The organism is Aeromicrobium sp. Leaf291 (genome assembly GCF_001423365.1).
Taxonomy (GTDB): Bacteria; Actinomycetota; Actinomycetes; order Propionibacteriales; family Nocardioidaceae; genus Aeromicrobium.
In genome coordinates this window covers 192,695-210,425 of record NZ_LMNM01000001.1, presented here as the reverse complement: position 1 = coordinate 210,425, position 17,731 = coordinate 192,695, and the positions used below count along the sequence as shown (strand labels likewise).

The 17,731-nt window shown below is 72.3% G+C and carries 14 protein-coding genes; 6 read left to right on the top strand and 8 right to left on the bottom strand.

What is annotated here, in order from left to right:
* Positions 1 to 4 precede the first annotated feature (4 nt).
* A complete protein-coding gene (locus tag ASF35_RS01035; RefSeq protein WP_055961525.1) occupies positions 5 to 487 on the bottom strand; it encodes a pyridoxamine 5'-phosphate oxidase family protein in 483 nt (160 codons plus the stop codon).
* A gap of 118 nt (positions 488 to 605) precedes the next feature.
* Between ASF35_RS01035 and ASF35_RS01030 the strand changes: the two genes are divergently transcribed.
* From ASF35_RS01030 to ASF35_RS01015, 4 genes are all read left to right on the top strand, one after another.
* Positions 606 to 1,037, top strand: a complete 432-nt coding sequence (locus ASF35_RS01030) for an SRPBCC family protein (RefSeq protein WP_055961522.1) — start codon at positions 606 to 608, stop codon at positions 1,035 to 1,037.
* A 171-nt stretch (positions 1,038 to 1,208) separates the two neighbouring features.
* On the top strand, positions 1,209 to 2,696 hold the full coding sequence (locus ASF35_RS01025) for an MDR family MFS transporter (RefSeq protein WP_055961521.1): 1,488 nt from the start codon (positions 1,209 to 1,211) through the stop codon (positions 2,694 to 2,696).
* Positions 2,697 to 2,760: 64 nt separating this feature from the next.
* A complete protein-coding gene (locus ASF35_RS01020) occupies positions 2,761 to 3,480 on the top strand; it encodes a sulfite exporter TauE/SafE family protein (RefSeq protein ID WP_055961518.1) in 720 nt (239 codons plus the stop codon).
* A 226-nt stretch (positions 3,481 to 3,706) separates the two neighbouring features.
* The gene (locus ASF35_RS01015) at positions 3,707 to 5,851 is read left to right on the top strand and encodes a DEAD/DEAH box helicase (RefSeq protein WP_055961514.1); all 2,145 of its coding nucleotides are present in this window, start codon (positions 3,707 to 3,709) and stop codon (positions 5,849 to 5,851) included.
* Positions 5,852 to 5,941: 90 nt separating this feature from the next.
* Here the strand turns inward: ASF35_RS01015 and ASF35_RS01010 are convergent, their stop codons facing one another.
* Together ASF35_RS01010 and zwf are read right to left on the bottom strand one after the other, a co-directional pair.
* Positions 5,942 to 7,867: a glycoside hydrolase family 15 protein gene (locus ASF35_RS01010; protein WP_055961511.1), complete on the bottom strand. Its 1,926-nt coding sequence runs from the start codon at positions 7,865 to 7,867 to the stop codon at positions 5,942 to 5,944.
* Complete coding sequence (zwf, locus tag ASF35_RS01005; protein ID WP_055961508.1) at positions 7,864 to 9,273, bottom strand: glucose-6-phosphate dehydrogenase; 1,410 nt, start codon at positions 9,271 to 9,273, stop codon at positions 7,864 to 7,866. The genes ASF35_RS01010 and zwf overlap by 4 nt, the downstream gene beginning before the upstream one ends.
* A gap of 309 nt (positions 9,274 to 9,582) precedes the next feature.
* Between zwf and ASF35_RS01000 the strand changes: the two genes are divergently transcribed.
* Positions 9,583 to 11,292, top strand: a complete 1,710-nt coding sequence (locus tag ASF35_RS01000; RefSeq protein ID WP_156367911.1) for a hypothetical protein — start codon at positions 9,583 to 9,585, stop codon at positions 11,290 to 11,292.
* Here the strand turns inward: ASF35_RS01000 and ASF35_RS00995 are convergent.
* The 4 genes from ASF35_RS00995 to ASF35_RS00980 all read right to left on the bottom strand — a co-directional run bounded on the left by ASF35_RS00995 (position 11,273) and on the right by ASF35_RS00980 (position 16,225).
* Entirely contained in the window at positions 11,273 to 13,765 is a 2,493-nt protein-coding gene (locus ASF35_RS00995; RefSeq protein WP_055961502.1) for an ATP-dependent DNA ligase, read from the bottom strand. The genes ASF35_RS01000 and ASF35_RS00995 overlap by 20 nt on opposite strands.
* 8 nt (positions 13,766 to 13,773) lie before the next feature.
* The gene (locus tag ASF35_RS00990) at positions 13,774 to 14,616 is read right to left on the bottom strand and encodes a Ku protein (RefSeq protein ID WP_055961499.1); all 843 of its coding nucleotides are present in this window, start codon (positions 14,614 to 14,616) and stop codon (positions 13,774 to 13,776) included.
* A 111-nt stretch (positions 14,617 to 14,727) separates the two neighbouring features.
* Positions 14,728 to 15,270, bottom strand: coding sequence for a hypothetical protein (locus tag ASF35_RS00985; RefSeq protein ID WP_055961495.1), 543 nt, complete (start codon positions 15,268 to 15,270; stop codon positions 14,728 to 14,730).
* Positions 15,271 to 15,472: 202 nt separating this feature from the next.
* A complete protein-coding gene (locus ASF35_RS00980) occupies positions 15,473 to 16,225 on the bottom strand; it encodes a CatB-related O-acetyltransferase (protein ID WP_055961493.1) in 753 nt (250 codons plus the stop codon).
* A gap of 138 nt (positions 16,226 to 16,363) precedes the next feature.
* On the opposite strand from ASF35_RS00980, the gene ASF35_RS00975 reads away from it, so the two are divergent.
* On the top strand, positions 16,364 to 17,323 hold the full coding sequence (locus tag ASF35_RS00975) for a GGDEF domain-containing protein (RefSeq protein WP_156367910.1): 960 nt from the start codon (positions 16,364 to 16,366) through the stop codon (positions 17,321 to 17,323).
* Here ASF35_RS00975 and ASF35_RS00970 read toward each other — a convergent pair.
* Complete coding sequence (locus ASF35_RS00970) at positions 17,314 to 17,724, bottom strand: DUF3817 domain-containing protein (RefSeq protein ID WP_082495287.1); 411 nt, start codon at positions 17,722 to 17,724, stop codon at positions 17,314 to 17,316. The two genes, ASF35_RS00975 and ASF35_RS00970, sit on opposite strands and share 10 nt — an antisense overlap.
* Positions 17,725 to 17,731 lie beyond the last annotated feature (7 nt).

Below are 17,731 nucleotides of genomic sequence, written 5' to 3'. Positions count from 1 at the left end.
CGGCTCAGGGGTTCTCGACGACGCCGTGGTCGCTCTTGTACGGCTCGCCGGTGACCTTCGACTTCACGAGGCTGATCGCCGTGGCGACCTTGCTGCCCGGTGTGTCCCAGTACTCGGCGCGATCGACCCTGACCTTGATCAGCGTCGAGTTGCTGCCCTCGGGTCCCTCGGGGAGCCACGCCTCGGCGAAGGAGCTCCACAGCTCCTTGAGCTTGTCCAGGTCGTCGACCACCTCGGCGCGGCCGGTGAGGGCCACCCACGAGTCCGAGGAGCTGAAGGTCAGCTGCACGTCGGGACGCTTGGCGACGTCCTGCGTGTGCTCGGTGTCCTTGGCCGTGATGAACCACAGCTCGGCGGGGTCGAGGTCGGTGTCCTGGCGCGCCATCGGGATGCTGCGCAGGGTGCCGTCGTCGGTCGTCGTGGTGAACATCGCGATCCGCAGGTCGGTCAGCAGGTCGTCGAGCGTCTTCTCTTCTCCGGTGCTCATTCTCGTTCCCCTCTTCGTGGTGTCTTTCCTCCAACGTAGGTCGGGCTGCAGGGTGCCGCAGCGCGAGCGAGTCGCTCGTCGGGATGCCCGCTTCCGGATCGTCGCGCAGGCTGGAGACATGACCGAGATCAGCAGGACCTTCACCGTCGAGCCCGCCCCCGCGACCGTCCTCGAGTACCTCAAGGACTTCTCCCACGCCGAGCAGTGGGACCCCGGCACCGAGTCGTGCACGCAGAACGGCGTCGGTCCTGTCGCCGTCGGCACCACGTGGCACAACACCTCGAAGATCGCCGGCGTGAGCACCGAGCTGACGTACGAGCTCACCGAGCTCGACGACCGCCACGTGCAGTTCGTCGGCACCAACGAGACCGCCCACACCACCGACACGATCACCGTCGAGCCGCACGGCACCGGCAGCGAGATCACCTACGTCGCGAACATCGAGATGAAGGGGGCGGCCAAGCTCGCCACCCCCGTCGTCAAGCTGGTCTTCGAGAAGATCGGCAGCGACACCGAGGACGACATGGTGCGGGTGCTCAACGGGCTCTGAACCGAGACGCCGCCGGCTGCGCCGTCGGCCGGGGAACACCTGGCCGGGTGAGGGCGTTGGAAGGTTCTGTCGGCGGAGCGTGGTGACATGGTCCGCATCGTGTTCCGATCAGGAATACTGACGTCACGGACCAGCGCACCGCGCGCACCAGCACCGAGCACCAGGGGTGGCATGACCAGCACGACCCAGCACGACGTCGACGTCGAGACGTCCGGCCCTGAGACGACCGGCAGCGGGGCACTCCCGCGCGAGCACGTGCTCGTGATCGCCACCCTCCTGGTGGCGTCGTTCGTGGTGATCCTGAACGAGACCGTCATGAGCGTCGCCATCCCCGTCCTCCAGGAGGACCTGGGCGTGCCGCCGTCGACGGGCCAGTGGCTCACCACGGCGTTCATGCTCACGATGGCCGTGGTCATCCCGCTCACCGGCTTCCTCATCCAGCGGGTCGCCACGCGGACGCTGTTCGTCGCGGCCATGTCGCTGTTCACGGCCGGCACCGCGCTCGCGTTCTTCTCGACCACCTTCGCGGTGCTGCTCGTGGCCCGCGTGGTGCAGGCGTCCGGGACCGCGGTCATGCTGCCGCTGCTCATGACCACGGTCATGACGATCGTCCCGGCTGCTCGCCGCGGCGCCATGATGGGCAACATCACCGTCGTCATCGCGGTGGCTCCGGCGCTCGGGCCCACGATGTCGGGCTTCGTGCTCGACCACCTGGGCTGGCGGTGGATCTTCGGCGTGGTCGCTCCCATCGCGCTCGCCGCGCTGGTGATCGGTGCCCGCTACGTCGTGAGCGTCTCGGCCACGGGGAACCAGCGCATCGACGTCGTGTCGGTGCCGCTGTCGGCGCTCGGCCTCGGCGGGCTCGTGTACGGCCTCGTGGGCATCGGCGAGCACGCCCAAGGATCGTCGGGCACCCCCACCTGGCTGCCGTTCGTCGTGGGCACGGTGGCGCTGGCCGCCTTCGTCGCCCGCCAGCTCCACCTGCAGCGCACCGACCGCGCCCTGCTCGACCTGCGCGTGTTCACGTCGGGCCAGTTCCGCATCGCGCTCGGCGCGATGCTCATCGGCATGTCGGCCATGTTCGGGTCGTTCCTCCTGCTGCCGCTGTTCGCGCAGCAGGCCCTCGGGCTCTCGGCGCTGCAGACCGGCCTCATCACGCTGCCCGGCGGCATCGTCATGGGCGTCACCGGTCCTTTCGTCGGCCGGCTGTACGACCGGTACGGCCCGCGGGTCCTGGCGGTGCCTGGGTCGGTGCTCGTCTCGGCCGGCCTCTGGCTGCTCGTCGACGTCGACGCGGACACGTCGCTGGCCTGGCTGGTCGGCGCCAACCTCGTGCTCATGCTCGGCCTGTCGGCCACGTTCACGCCGCTCATGACGACCGCCCTCGGATCGGTGGAGCCGCGGCTCTACTCCTACGCGAGCGCCGTGGTCAGCACCCTCCAGCAGGTGGCCGGTGCTGCGGGCGCGGCGCTGTTCATCACCATCATGACCGTGGTGTCCAGCGCCGGCGTCGAGTCCGGGATGGGCGAGGGCGCCGCCTTCGTCGACGGTGTGCGGCGGGCGTTCCTGGTGGGCGCGCTGCTCAGCCTGCTGCTCGTCGCGCTGGTGCCGTTCCTGCGCAAGCCCGACGCCGAGTCCGCCGCGCCCGCCGTGCACTGACCCCCGGCCCGGAGGCCCCGCGAGGCGGTGGCGAGGCGGTGCCTAGGGTGGTCGCGTGGGGGAGATGAACACGGTCGCGCTGGTCGTCGTGCTCCTCGCGATCGTCCTCGGTGCCTTCGTGCAGTCGACGGTGGGCATCGGTCTCGGTCTGGTCGCCGCTCCCGTGGTCACGCTCGCGGCCCCGCAGCTCATGCCCGGCGGGATGCTCATGGTGGTCGTGCTGCTGCCCATCGTGACGCTCGCCCGCGAGCGCGACGAGATCGACTGGGGCGGACTCGGGTGGGCCTTCCCGGCGCGCGTCGTCGGGACCGTCGTCGGCGTGTGGGTCGTGGCGAGCGTCGACGACCGTCAGCTCGGCATCGCCGTCGGCGCCATGGTCCTTGCGGCGGTGCTCCTCACCGCGCGCACCGTGGTCATCCCGGTCAACCGAGGAACCCTCAGTGGTGCCGGATTCGTCAGCGGTGTCACCGGGACCGCGTCGTCGATCGGCGGTCCACCGCTCGCCCTGCTGCTCCAGCGACGGACGCCCCGGCAGATCCGGACCACGCTCGCGGTCTACTTCCTGCTCGGGTCCCTGCTCAGCCTCGTCGGGCTCGCCTGGGCCGGCGAGCTCACCGTCGACGAGGCCTGGTTCGCGCTCGCCGCCGTGCCGGCGCTCGTGCTCGGCTTCGCGGTGAGCGGGCCGCTGCGGCGGCGGCTCCCGGCCCACGTCGTGCGACCCCTCGTGCTGCTCGTCAGCGGGGCGTCGGCCGTGGCCCTCATCGTCCGCTCGACGTTCGGCTGAGAGGCTCCCGCACCCCGAAACGCCCCGCACGCAGGCGTCGTGCACCGCAACGGTCTACACTTGGCCCAGCAGGTGCCGCACGGCCCGCGCTCGTGGGGATGACGCTCAGCCGCCGCCCCACCGCCGATCTCACTGGCGGGCGAGCCGCCGTACGCCCTGTCGCGGGGGACGGACCAGCCGTCCGCCGCCGACCGTGACGGACGTCCGGTCGCGGAGGAGGAGCCTGTTGGCCACACGAACCCAGCGCCAGAACCCCCAGCGCCAGAACGCGCAGCGCCAGAACGCGCAGCGAGGCAGCAACGGGCCACGGCGCAAGAAGCACGACGACGACACCGGCCTCATGCCCGTGCTCGCCAAGGCCGTGCGCGAGGTCGAGAACGCCGTCCAGCGACGCCGCGTCACCGCCACCACCCGCGCCACCTTCCAGGCCGTCGGCCTGCTCGTCCGCGAGGAGCGCGCCCGCGTCAAGACCGCGACCGACCTCACCGAGCCCCAGCGCGCCGACCAGCTCAAGCGACTCGACGGTGTGGCCACCATCCTGGCCAAGACCGCCACCCGCGAGCCCGCCCTCCTCATGCTCCTGACCGAGGAGGCCGAGGTCTCCGGCTCCACCCTGGCGCTCAAGCGCGAGCTCATGGCGGCCGCCGGCCTCGAGCTCGCCGCCGAGCCCACCCCCGATGCAGCCGTGCGCGTCGACCGCTCCGTGGTCCCCCGCTCCGTCATCGCGCGCCAGCTGGCCAACCCCTTCATGGCCCCCGACTTCACCGACGAACCGCCTCCGCGCACCGGCCCCAGCCGTCTGGCCACGTGGGAGCTCCTCGGCCCGCTGCTGTCGTCGTTCGAGCGCGCCGCGGCCGGCGCCCCGGCCTGCATGGAGCTGCCCGAGCCGATCCCCGGCATCGTGCGCGGCCCCGAGCTGATGCGCCACCAGGCCGAGCTCGTCGCTGCTGCGGCCGACGGTCACCGCACCTTCTTGCTGGCCGACGAGCCGGGCCTGGGCAAGACGGCCCAGTCGCTGCTCGCGGCCCAGGCCGCGGGCGCCTTCCCGCTGCTCGTCGTCGTCCCCAACGTGGTCAAGGCCAACTGGGCACGCGAGGCCGGGCTCTGGACGCCGCACCGCCCCGTCACCGTGGTGCACGGCAACGGCGACGACATCGACGCCTTCGCCGACATCGTGGTCGTCAACTACGAGATCCTCGACCGGCACGCCGGCTGGCTCGGCGACCTGGGCTTCCGGGGCATGGTGCTCGACGAGGCCCACTTCATCAAGAACACGTCCTCCCAGCGCTCGCGCCACGTGCTCAAGATCGCCGACCGCATCCGCAGCCGCACCTCGCGGCCGCTGATGATGGCGCTCACCGGCACCCCCCTCATCAACGACGTCGACGACTTCCGCGCCATCTGGCAGTTCCTCGGCTGGATCGACGAGAAGAAGCCGATGCCCGAGCTCATGCACGCGCTCGACGAGACCGGTCTGACCCCGCTCGACGCCGGCTTCTTCCCTGCCGCGCGCCAAGCCGTCATCGACCTCGGGATCGTGCGGCGCCGCAAGATCGACGTGGCCGCCGACATCCCCGCCCGTCGCATCGCCGACATGCCCGTCGAGCTCGACGGCGAGGCCGGGCGGTCCATCCGTGCGGCCGAGGCCGAGCTGGCCCGCCGTCTGGTGGCCCGCTACGACCGCGCCGCCGCCGCTCGCATCGAGGCCGGCCACCCGGTCGCGGAGGTCCTCGACCTCGACCTCGTGCGCAAGGTCGCCGCCTGGGAGCGCGAGGAGGCCAACGAGTCCACGGGCGAGAACGTGTTCTCCATGGTGCGTCGCATCGGCCAGGCCAAGGCCGGGCTCGCGGCCGACTACACCGCTCAGCTGGCGCGCAGCGTCGGCAAGGTCGTGTTCTTCGCCAAGCACCTCGACGTGATGGATGCCGCGCAGAAGGCGTTCGAGGAGCGTGGCATCGGCTACACCTCGATCCGGGGCGACCAGACCGCCGCGGCCCGCACCAAGGCGATCGACGCCTTCCAGAACGACCCGGGCACGCAGATCATCGTCTGCTCGCTCACCGCGGCCGGCGTCGGCATCAACCTGCAGGTCGCGTCGAACGTGGTCCTGGCCGAGCTGTCGTGGACCGACGCCGAGCAGATGCAGGCCATCGACCGCGTGCACCGGATCGGGCAGAGCGAGCCCGTCACGGCGTGGCGCATCATCGCCTCGCAGACGATCGACAGCCGCATCGTCGAGCTCATCGACAGCAAGGCCGGGCTCGCCGCGCGTGCCCTCGACGGTGAGGACACGGAGGTCGAGGCGACCGACGTCCAGCTCGAGGCGCTCGTCGGCATCCTGTCCGACTCCCTGCGCTCCCGCCGCCGCTGACCCGAACGTCTCCCCGTCTCGGACACTTCTGGGGGTGTGCGGAGCCCGAAAGTGCCCCGGACGTGTCCGAGACGGAGGGACTGGCGCGGGTCAGCCGAGGGCGCGGTCGAGGTTGATCGCGGCACTGATGAGCGAGAGGTGCGTGAAGGCCTGCGGGAAGTTGCCCAGCTGGTCACCCGTGGCGCCGATCTGCTCGGCGTACAGCCCCAGGTGGTTGGCGTAGGTGAACATCTTCTCCAGCGCCACCTCGGCCTCGCGGTGCCGTCCGGCCCGGGTCAGGGCCTCCACGTACCAGAACGAGCACAGGCTGAACGTGCCCTCGCCGTCGTGCAGGCCGTCGCCGTCGGTGTCGGTGTCGGCGACGCCGTCGGGCGCGGCGTGCACGTCGTAGCGGAACACCAGGCTGTCGGCGACCAGCTGGTCCTCGATCGCGGCGAGCGTGGAGAGGAAGCGCGGGTCCACCGGCGAGCAGAACTTGACCATCGGCATCAGCAGCACGCCCGCGTCGAGCACGGGGGCGTCGGCCTGGTCCGCGTCGGGGTCGACCTCGGCCAGGGTGAACGTGCGGTGGTGCTCGTCCCAGTGGTTCGTCAGGATCTCGTCGTGGATCGTGTCGCGTACCCGCGCCCACGCCGACAGGTCACCGGGCAGCCCTCGCTGGCGGGCCATGCGGATCATCCGCTCCACCGCCACCCAGCACATGAGCCGGCTCGTGGTGTGCGCCCGCACGTCGCCGCGGATCTCCCACATGCCGGCGTCGGGTGAGTCCCAGTGCTCCATCACCCAGTCCAGCACGCGGCGCAGGTCGTTCCAGGCGTCGTGGCTGATCCCGGGGCCGTACTTGTCGAACAGGTAGACCGCGTCGATGACCTCGCCGTAGATGTCGAGCTGCAGCTGGTCGACCGCGCCGTTGCCCACCCGCACCGGGCGCGAGTCGGCGTACCCGGCCAGGTGGTCGAGCGCGTGCTCGTCGACCGGCGCCGACCCGTCGATGTCGTAGAGCACCCGCAGGGGTCCCAGTCGCTCGGCGTCGTCGCGCTCCTCGCCCAGACGCTCGGACAACCAGCGCGTGAACGCGTTCGCCTCCGAGGTGAACCCGAGCCGGAGCAGCGCGTACAGGCTGAACCCGGCGTCGCGGATCCACACGTACCGGTAGTCCCAGTTGCGGGAGCCGCCGATGGTCTCCGGCAGGCTCGTCGTGGGCGCCGCGACGACGGCGCCGGTCGGCTCGTGCGTGAGCAGCTTGAGCGTGATCGCCGACCGGTGCACGGTCTCGCGCCAGCGTCCCTTGTAGGTCGACTGCGAGATCCATCCTCGCCAGAACGCCGACGTCGCCACGAAGAGCGCCGACGTGTCCTCGACGCCGCACGTCTGGAACGCCGACGGCTGCCCGTCGGTGGTTCCCGTCGGGTCCTTGCCGACGTCGAGGACCTCGAGCACGAACAGTGCGTGCTCGCCCTCGTCGAGCGTCACCTCGGCGACGACGTCGAGCCCGTCGACCTCGAGCGCCACCGTGGAGCTGATCCCGAGCCGGACGGCGGGATCGTCGCCGAGCGCCGGGGCCGACACGACGATGCCGCCGTCGACCTCCTCGACCTCGGGGTCCTGCCGTGCGTAGTGCGGTCGTGCCGCCACGCGGGAGCGCACGACCGACCGGCCGCGCACCGCGGTGACACGCCGCACGAGTCGCTGGCGGTGGTCGGCGTCCTCGGCCTTCAGCACCGGCATGAAGTCGTGCACCTCCACGACGCCCTCCTCGGTGAGGAAGCGCGTGGCGAGGATGGCGGTGTCGGGGAAGTAGAACTGCTGCGAGCGCACCGAGCCGTCGACGGGGCTGAGCTCCCACGACCCTCCCTTGTCGGCGTCGAGCACCGACGCGAAGACGCTCGGTGCGTCGAAACGGCCCGGGCAGAACCAGTCGATCGTGCCGTCGGTGCCCACCAGTGCGGCGGTCCGCAGGTCGCCGATCAGTCCGTGGTCCGCGATCGGCAGCGGTGGCGTGGTCGGGGGAGTCACCGCAGGTGCCAGCCGCGCTCGCCGGCGAGGTCGAGTGCCGCCTGCGGTCCCCAGGACCCCTGGGCGTACGTCTGCACCGGTGGCGGGTCCTCCAGCACGGGCGTGATGACCTGCCAGAGCCGGTCGACCTCGTCGCCCCGGGTGAACAGCATCTGGTCGCCCTGCATCACGTCGAGCAGCAGGCGCTCGTACGCCTCGAGCGGCCGGTGCTCCTCGTCCTCGTCCTCGGCGTCGGGCAGCGTGAGGGTGGCGGCGGCACGCTCGAGCTCGAACGTCGGCCCAGGGCGCTTCACGTTGAGGCTCGCCGTCACCTCGGGCACCTCGCCCAGCTCGAGGACGAGACGGTCGTCGCCGTCCTCGCGCGACTCGAACAACGGCTCGGGTGCGCGGAAGAACAGCGTCACCGTGCGGCGGGTCGCCGCCATGGCCTTGCCGGTGCGCAGCAGGAACGGGACACCGCGCCAGCGGTCGGTGTCCACGTGCACGCGCACGGCCACGAAGGTCTCCGTCGTGGAGTCGGCGTCGACCCCGTCCTCGTCGGTGTAGCCCTCGTACTGCCCGCGCACCACGTCGTCGGGGGCCAGCGGCTGCACCGCCTCGAACACGGCGGCCTTCGCGTCGCGCAGGTGGTCGGCGTCGATGCCGTCGGGCCGCTCCATGGCCAGGAAGCCGAGGACCTGCGACAGGTGCGTGGAGACCATGTCGCGCAGTGCACCGGTGGCCTCGTAGAACGCGCCCCGGCCTTCGATGGTCAGCTCCTCGGGCACGTCGATCTGCACGGCGCACACGTGCTCGGCGTTCCACGACGGCTCGAGCAGCCCGTTGGCGAACCGCAGCGCCAGCACGTTCTGCACCGCCTCCTTGCCCAGGAAGTGGTCGATGCGGAACACGGCGTCCTCGCCGGCGACGTCGTCGAGCGTGGCCTGCAGCGAGCGCGACGACTCCAGGTCGGTGCCGAACGGCTTCTCCACGACGATGCGGGCGTCGTCGGCGATGCCCTCGGCGCCCAGCATGCGGATCATCGGCTCCATCGCGGCGGGTGGCACCGACAGGTAGACCAGGCGACGGGCGTCGTCGCCCAGCTCGGACTCGGCATCGCGCACCGCAGCCGCCAGGGCGCTGCCGTCGTCGGCGTCCGACGTCTGGAACGTCACGCGGGAGACGAACGCGTCGGCGACGTCGGCGTCGAGCTCGTCGACCGTGTCGCGCAGACCGTCGAGCACCTGCTGGGCGAAGTCGCCGTCGGGCTCGTGCCGTCCTGACCCGATCACCCGGTAGTCGGCGGGGAGGCGGCCGGCCGCGGCCAGGCGGTACAGGCCGGGGAACAGCTTGCGACGGGCGAGATCGCCGGTGGCGCCGAAGAGCACGACGACGTGCGGCGGCAGGGCGGTGGGGGAGTCAGGCACGACACGTCCTCGCGTCGGGGGAGCAGGGGCACCACCCACGCTAGGAGCGGGTGGGTGATGCCGCATGGCGACCGCGGCGGAAGGAGCGCGTCCGACGAGGAGGAATCGGACGCCCCGGCGCTTCTCGAGGGCTCCGGGACGTCCGTCCGGGCATCGCGCCACACCCCTGGAGGCGGGCGTGCCCAGGGCAGCATATCCGAAGTTGGACTTTCGTTCGTGTACGGCGCCTCGGGGTGGTCGCTACGATGACGCTCCGACGATGCGTCGACGACGCCTGGACGCCGTCCGGGACCCGGGGGAGGGGTGGCCGTGAGCGACGCCGAGATGGACGGACCCGACTCGGACCGCCTGTGGGGTGCGGAGTGGTGGGAGCGTCTCGCCGACGCGCGTGAGCGGTGGCGCGAGGGTCACGTCGGGACGGCACGGACCCTCGACGGGGTGGTCCGCACCGCCTTGTTCGTCGCCTTCGCCGTGCTCGTCGTGACGGTCAGCGTCTCGCCGGTCCTGCGCGCGGGACTCGGTGCGTGGCTGGGCGGAGCCTGGCTGGCGCTGCTGGGCTTCGTGCTGCTGCGCACCAAGACGATCGCCTGGTCGACCTACTGGTGGATCTTCACGGTCGCGCTCGGCTGGTCCTTCGTCGCGAGCGTCGGTCTGGGTTCCCTGGCCTCCTCCGTCTCGGCCAGGGGCGCGGAGGCCGCAGGTCCGGCGGTGGGCATCGCGTCGATCGGCGAGGAGGCGCTGAAGCTGGCGCCCCTGCTGCTCATCGCGGTCTTCGCCCCAGGACGGGTGCACCGCTTCTCGGTGGCCGACTGGGTGCTCGTCGCCCTGGCGAGCGGCGCGGCCTTCACGGCGGTCGAGGAGTTCATCCGACGGGTCGCGAGCATCGGTCTCGAGGGCGGCGGCGTCCCCGACAGCTTCCTGTCGTTCGGGGTCTCCGGGCTGCAGCTGGCCTACGACGGGGCGGTGGCCTACCCCGGCCACCACGCCGCCACCGGCATCACGGGTGCAGCGGTGGGGCTGGGCATCGCGCTGGTGCGTCGGGCACGGCGCGACATCGGCTGGCGGAGGGCGGCGCTCCTCGTCGCCGGGGTCGCGCTCCCGGTGCTCGTGTGGTGGCTCTTCGTCGTGCGGCACGCCGCGCTCAACGCCTTCGGCGTCGGCGTCGACCTGCCGGGGCCGATGGCCTTCACCGAGGCGCTGCTGCCACCTGCGTGGGGACGCACGCTGACGGTGCTGCTGGTGCTCCTGCTGGTGCAGCTCGTCGACGCCCGACGACTCGCCCGCTGGCGGGACGCCAGCCTGGAGGACGGTCCCACCCCCGCCTGGCTCGACCGGCTGCTCGACACGACGGAGCGCTGGCGCGCCGCGGACGGCCCCGCGCGGTACGGAGCCCCCGTCGTGGAGAGCGCCGGCCACCTCGGCCACGTGGTCGGGCGCGACGTCCGCCAGCTCGCGGAGGTCGTCGGGAGCCAGGATGGGACGAACCGATGGTCGATCCTGCGGTCTTCTCGTACGCTCTTGGCCATGCAGCGAGAGATGCGACAGATCGTCCAGCACCTGGATGGCGCTCCGTCGCGTCCTTCGGTGGTCCGCTCGGTGGCCCTGGTGGCCCTCGTCGCGCTCGGTGCGGTGACCCTGCTCGTGGCCCCGGCGGTGGCCGACGACGTCCAGGCCGCGGCCGACGCCGGCCAGGCCTGGATGGCCGGCCTCCTCCAGCAGCTCGACCAGTGGTGGAGCGGCGCGAGCTTCATCGACCAGGTCCTCTTCACGAGCGGCACGGTGGCCGCCGCGAGCCTCTCGTCGGCCGCGCTCGGGCGGTCGCCCGGCTCGCTGCGCGAGACGACCCCCGTGGGTGCCGTCGCGGCGCTCGGCCACGGCGCGCTGGCCGCCGGCCTTCGGGTCACGGGGTCCTCGGCCAACGCCACGTCGCCGTGGGTGGCCGAGACCGACCGCTACCTGGCCGATCCCACCGGCTGGCGCACCGCCCAGATGATCCGACTCAGCGCGCCGGGAGCCTGACCGGCTGCACGTCGGCCACGGTCTTGTCGTCGCGCAGCCCGCGCCACACGGGGTGGCGCAGGTGGCCGGAGTCGGTCCAGCCTGCCGACGTCACCTCGCCGACGATCGTGGGCTCCACCCACACGGCCTCGCGGGCGACGTCGCGTGGCGCCGCCACCGTCGCCTCGTCACGACGTGCCTGCTCCAGTCGTGCCGCTAGGTCGGCCAGCGTGCGCTCGGCGAACCCGGTGCCCACACGACCGGCGTAGACGAGCGTGCCCTCGGCGTCGGGAACGGCGACGAGGAGCGACCCGATGCCGCCGCCGCGACCTCCCTTGCCGGGTCGCCAGCCGACCACCACGACCTCCACGTGCTGCTCGTGCTTGAGCTTGACCCAGTGCGCCGACCTCGCGCCGGGCCGGTACCGGCTGGTGCGACGCTTCGCCACCACGCCCTCGAGTCCCAGCTCCCGGCTGGCCTCCATCGCGGCCTCCAGGTCACCGTCGAAGGCGGCCGGCACGTCCACGCCGTCGGCGTCGTCGAGGTCGAGGCCGAGCAGCAGCTCGCGACGCTGCTCGTAGGGCAGCCCGGTCACGTCGGCACCGCCGAGCCTGAGCAGGTCGAACCCGACGAACCGCACCGGCACGCTGCGGCGGGCCGCGGTCACCTCGCGCGGCTTCGTGAGCCCGATGCGCTGCTGGATGCGTCCGAAGGAGGGGGCGCCGGCGTCGTCGAGGGCCACCACCTCGCCGTCGACCACGGTGTCGTCGAGGTCGAGCGTCTCCAGCGCCTCGGTGATCTCGGGGTAGGTGGCGGTGGCGTCGCGACCGCTGCGCCCGACGAGCCGCACGGCGCCCGCGTCGCACGTGGCCACCACGCGCACCCCGTCCCACTTCATCTCGAACGCCCAGGCGGCCGCGTCGGCGTGGGCGTCGAACGTGCCGGCGCGCGTGGCGAGCATGGGTGCGACGGTGTCGAGTCGTCCGGGGTCCGGCGACGCCCCCTCGTCGGCGCTGTCGTCGGGGCTGTCGTCGCTGCTCGCCTCGTCGCTCTCCGGGCTCTCCTCGGCCGGCGCGCGGGCCGGGTCCATGCGGTGCATGAGCCAGTTCTCCCCGGTGCGGATGAGCGCGAACCGCACGCTGCCGCCGAGCCCGCCGCCTTCGCTGCCGTGCAGGGTGGCGATGACCTCGCCGTCCTTCCACTTCTCGAGCGCGTACGTGCCGTGGTCCCAGATCGTCACCTCGCCCGCGCCGTACTCACCCTTCGGGATGGTGCCCTCGAACGTGGCGTAGTCCATCGGGTGGTCCTCGGTCGGCACCGCCAGGTGGTTCTTCCCGGGATCCTCGGGTGGACCCTTCGGCACGGCCCACGACACGAGCACCCCCTCGCGCTCCAGTCGCACGTCGTAGTGCAGCCGGGTGGCGTGGTGCTCCTGGACGACGAAGACCGGCCCGTCACGGTCCGGGTCGGCGCTGTCGTCGGCCGGAGCGTCGGCGGGGACGGGCTCGGGCGTGCGGCTGGGGTCGCGCATGGACCGGTAGACCGTCAGGCGGTCGGGCGCTGCGGTCCCGGACGCGGCCGCGTCGATGTCGCTGCTCCCCGCCCCCAGGCCGGAGAGGGGGTCGTCGGAGCGCTCCAGCACCTCGGCCATCGTCAGGTGCCGCAGGTCGGGACCGAGCTCGTCCCAGTGCCGTGGCGCAGCGACGAAGGGGCCCTCGCCGTCCGGCGCCGCGCGGCCACGCAGCGAGTAGGGAGCGATCGTGGTCTTGGCCTGGTTGTTCTGGCTCCAGTCCACGAGCACCTTGCCGTCGCGCAGGGACTTCTTCATCGACGAGACCACGAGGTCGGGCATCGCGTCCTCCAGGGCCGCGGCGACCTGCTTGGCGAAGGCGTTCACGTAGTCGGGTCCGTGCTCGCCGGTGAGCCGGGCGTACAGGTGCAGTCCCTTGCTGCCGCTCGTGACGGGCCAGGCCGTGAGTCCCACGTCGTCGAGCAGCTCGCGCGCGGCGAGTGCCACCTCCACGCACTCGGCCAGACCCGCCCCGGGACCGGGATCGAGGTCCAGCACCAGGCGGTCGGGATGGCGGGGCGTGCCGTCGGCGTCGACCCGCCACTGAGGCACGTGCAGCTCGAGCGCCGCCACCTGCCCCAGCCACGCCAGGGTGGCCGCGGAGTCCACGATCGGGTACACGTTCACGTGGCTCTTGTGCCGTACCACCACCCGGCGCACCCAGTCCGGCGCCGAGTCGGGCAGGTTCTTCTCGAAGAAGAGCTCACCAGGATGCTCGGTGTCCCCGACGCCGTTCGGCCACCGTTTCCGGGTGGCCGGACGACCGGTCGCCCACGGCAGCAGCCGGTCGGCGACCGCCACGTAGTACGAGATCACCTCGGCCTTGGTCGTGCCCGACGCCGGGTAGAGCACCTTGTCGAGGTTGGTGACGCGCAGGCGGCGACCGTCGACCTGCACGGTCTGGGACGACCCGCGACCCGCCACGACCGCGGTCAGGCCTTCTTGCGGGCGCGCGGCTTGGTCGCGTCTCCCGAGCCCTGACCACGCCGCTCCTTGCTGCGCTCGACGCTGCGCTTCAGCGCCTCCATCAGGTCGACGACCTCGGCGTCCTCGCCCTCGTCGTCCTTCTCGCCGAACGTGGCCGCGGTGTCGATCGTGTCGCCCTGCTCCAGCTTGGCCTCCACGAGCGTGCGCAACTGCTCCTGGTAGTCGTCGGTGAACTGCGACGCGTCGAAGTCGGCTGCCAGGGAGTCGACCAGCTGGGCGGCCATGTCGCGCTCCTTGGCGCTGATCCGCGGCACCTGGTCGAGCACGTCGAACTCCGCCTCGCGGATCTCGTCGTCCCACAGCATCGTCTGCAGCAGGAGCGTCTTGTCGCGCACCCGCAGCACCGCGAGCCGCGTCTTCTGCCGCAGCGCGAACCGCACGACCGCGCTGCGGTCGGTGTCCTCCAGGGCGCGCCGCAGGAGGGTGTAGGGCTTGATGGCCGTCTTGTCCGGCTCCAGGAAGTAGGCCTTGTCGAGCCGGATCGGGTCGATCTGCTTGGCCGGGACGAACTCCACGACCTCGATCTCCTTGGCCGTCTCGGCCGGCAGCGAGGCGAAGTCCTCCGGGGTCAGGACGACCGTGTTCTCGCCGTCGTCGTAGGCCTTCGCGATGTCCTCGTAGGCCACGACCTCGCCGCAGATCTCGCACCGGCGCTGGTAGCGGATGCGGCCGCCGTCGTCCGCGTGCACCTGGTGCAGGGACACGTCGTGGTTCTCGGTGGCGCTGTAGACGCGCACCGGCACGTTGACCAGCCCGAAGCTGATCGAGCCCTTCCAGAGCGAGCGCATGAGACCAGTCTTCCCTAGGTGGACGGAGTTGGGGAAGGCGCGCGGCCGGCCCGCACGCACGTCGGGCCGGGACCTCGGCGGTCCCGGCCCGACGTACGGGTGCTGCTACGGCTACTTCGAGCCGGGTCCGTCGACCGCGTCGAGCGAGTCGGCGGTGGGGGCGGCGCCGGGGGGCGTCGAGCCCGACGGCGGACGCGGCGCGGGCGCCGGAGCCGGCTGGTACGGCGGCGGGGGCGGAGCCTGCTTGCCCTTGAGCGTGGCGAAGGCGGCAGCACCGGCGCCGGCGATCAGGCCCAGGCCGACGATGCGACGCAGACGACGCTTCTTCTTCGGCTTGACCTCGTCGGGCAGGCGGTCGGCCACGCGCTTCGGCAGCTTGTCGTAGGTCTTCTCGTTGAGCTCGGGCGTGCGCTCGAGCAGCTCGTCGCGCAGCTCCGGGAGGCGCTCGCGCAGCTCGGCGACGCCGTGGCTGGCCTTCGCCGCGACGATGTCGCGCACGTCGGCGGCACCGGACTGGGTCTTGGCGACGACGCTGTCGCGCACCTCGGGAGCGTGGTCCACGAGCTGCTGGCGGACGTCGTCGGCCTGGGCGAGGAGGTCCTCGAGGCGGCTCTGGAGCTTGTCCTTGACGGTCTTGTTCTTCCTCAGCGGCATGCTGACACGGCTCCTCGGTGGTCGATGGTGCTTCTCGCTGTCGACACTATCGCCGGTGCCCCTGCGGTGCACCCTGTGGCGGTGCCGTGCCGTTTCTCCGCCCGCGGCCCGGAACCCCCGCCGGTGCCGTTTCTCCGCCCGCGGCCCGGAACCCCCGCCGGTGCCGTTCTCCGCCCGTGGTGCGGAACCCCCGCCGGGCGGTTCAGCCGCGCAGGCGACGGGCCGCGCGACGCCAGCGCGACGCGGGGGCCGGCGCGGTCGGCTTGACGATCTCGACGAACCCCGGTGCGTAGGGCTCGAGGCCGGCGTCGACGCGGCGACCGATCTCGGCGGCGGCCGCGCGGGGGTCGGCGAAGGGGACCCCGCTCAGCTGGTTGGGGGAGAAGCGCCACCACTGCAGCCGGAGCAGCTCCTCGACGACGTCGTCGGGGAGCCGGCGACGCAGGACCCTGGCCGGCAGCCCGGCGGCGATCGAGTACGGCGGGAGGTCCTTCGTGACGACCGCGCCGGCGGCGACGACGCAGCCGTCGCCGATACGCACACCCTTGAGCACCACCACGTTGGCACCCAGGTGCACGTCGTTGCCGATGACGGCGGACTCCTCGCCGCGGATGCCACGGAACGAGGTCCGTCCGTCCGCCTCCGGGTCGACCGTCTCGACGGCGTCCGCGCTCGGGTGCCACCCCCAGGTGCTGGCGCGGTACTGGAAGGCGGAGGCGCTGAGCCACGTGGTGGGGTGGCTGATGGCGCCGAGGATGCTGCCCGGCCCGATCTCGCCGTACCGACCGACGTCGGCCGACTGGATCTCCACGATCTTGCCGAACTCGGTGAAGGCGCCGACGTGCGTGTCGGAGCGGATCGTCAGGGCCCCGATGATCCGCACGGGCGGCTCGGCCAGGAACCGGGCACCGTTGGACCGGTTGATCCGCTGGGCGCCGCGCGCGTGTTGCTCCACGGCGTCAGCGTATCGGCGCCCGGCAGAGGCTTTGGTCCCCCGTCCGGCCGTTCCGGCCCCGGCGGTCGCCCGGATCGGAGATCATGGACCCCGACGATCGGGGCCGAGCGGGTCGGGGTGGGGAAAGCAGGGGTGCACGTGCCAGGTTCCGTCGCCCTCGCCGGCCGCACGTACCCGGCGATGAGCGTGGCCACGGTGCTGCTGAACCTGATCGCCGTGGCGATGCTGTCGCTGACCCTGCTCACGTGGCGACCCGACAACAACCCGAGGTCCGTGCTCGTGGCGCTGCTGCTCACGTCGGCCGCGGCCCTGGTCTGGACGCTGGTGCGGGGCGTGCTGCTCGAGCAGCGTGACGTGGCCGTGATGGTCGCCCTGGCGTTCGGGGCCCTCGCGGCGCTCACCTGGGGGACGGATCGCGAGCTGGCGGCGTTCGCGAACGGCTCGAGCGCTCCGATGCTCTCGGTGTTCGCGGTCTGGTTCCTGGCGATCGGGCTGGCGCGGGTCATCGCGTACGTCGGCACGGCGGTGTGGGGACTCGCGATCGCCAGCCACTCCGACGAGACGTTGCTGGTGCCGGCCGTCACCGTGGCCGTGCAGGTGGTGGTGGCGACGGAGGTCCTGGGCAGGCTCCGGGCGCGACTCGACCAGCTGGCCCGCACCGACGAGCTCACCGGGGCCCTCAACCGGCGAGGTGCGCACGCCCTCGTGACGCAGCACCTGACGCGCAGGGCGCGACTCGGCACGCCGCTCACGGTGCTGGCGCTCGACGTGGACGACCTGCGCGCGGTCAACAACCGGGACGGTCACCCGGCCGGGGACGCGATGCTGCGGGCGACCGTCGACCACCTGCGCTCAGGACTCCGACCTGGCGACGAGGTGGGCCGGCTCGGTGGTGACGAGTTCCTCGTGGTGCTGCCGGGCGCGGACCACGGGGTGGGTGATTTCGTGGCCCGACGGCTCGCCGAGGGAGCGCCGGCCTCCTGGTCCGTCGGGGTGGCCGAGGCGCGGGCCGACGACGACCCGGCGGCGCTGCTGGCCCGGGCCGACGCGCGGATGTACGAGCGGAAGCAGGCCCGGCGGGGCCTGGATCAGGCCTGAGGTGTGGGGGCGGACGTGGTCCGGGAGTCGACTCGTGCCGGGCGGCCGAGGAGCCCGCGTCGGTCGGCCAGCACCTCGAACACGACCGTGAAGAACGGCGGGATCGCGGCCAGCAGCGCCAGGACCAGTGTCCTGAGGTTCCAGCCGAAGGTGCGCCAGGCGACGAGGGCGGACGCGCAGTAGGCCACGAAGAAGGCGCCGTGGATGGGGCCGGAGATCGGGACGCCACCCTCGATGCCGCTGTGCGGGTCGTCCTGGACCACCCACTTGAAGAACATCGTGACGAGCAGGACGGCCCACGACACGGCCTCGGCGAACGCGAGCGCGCGGAAGGTCGGTCGGACCCAGGCCGGGTGGGTGCCGTCGGGGGAGGGGGCATCGGTGCGGCTGGCGGCGTTCACGGCGGCC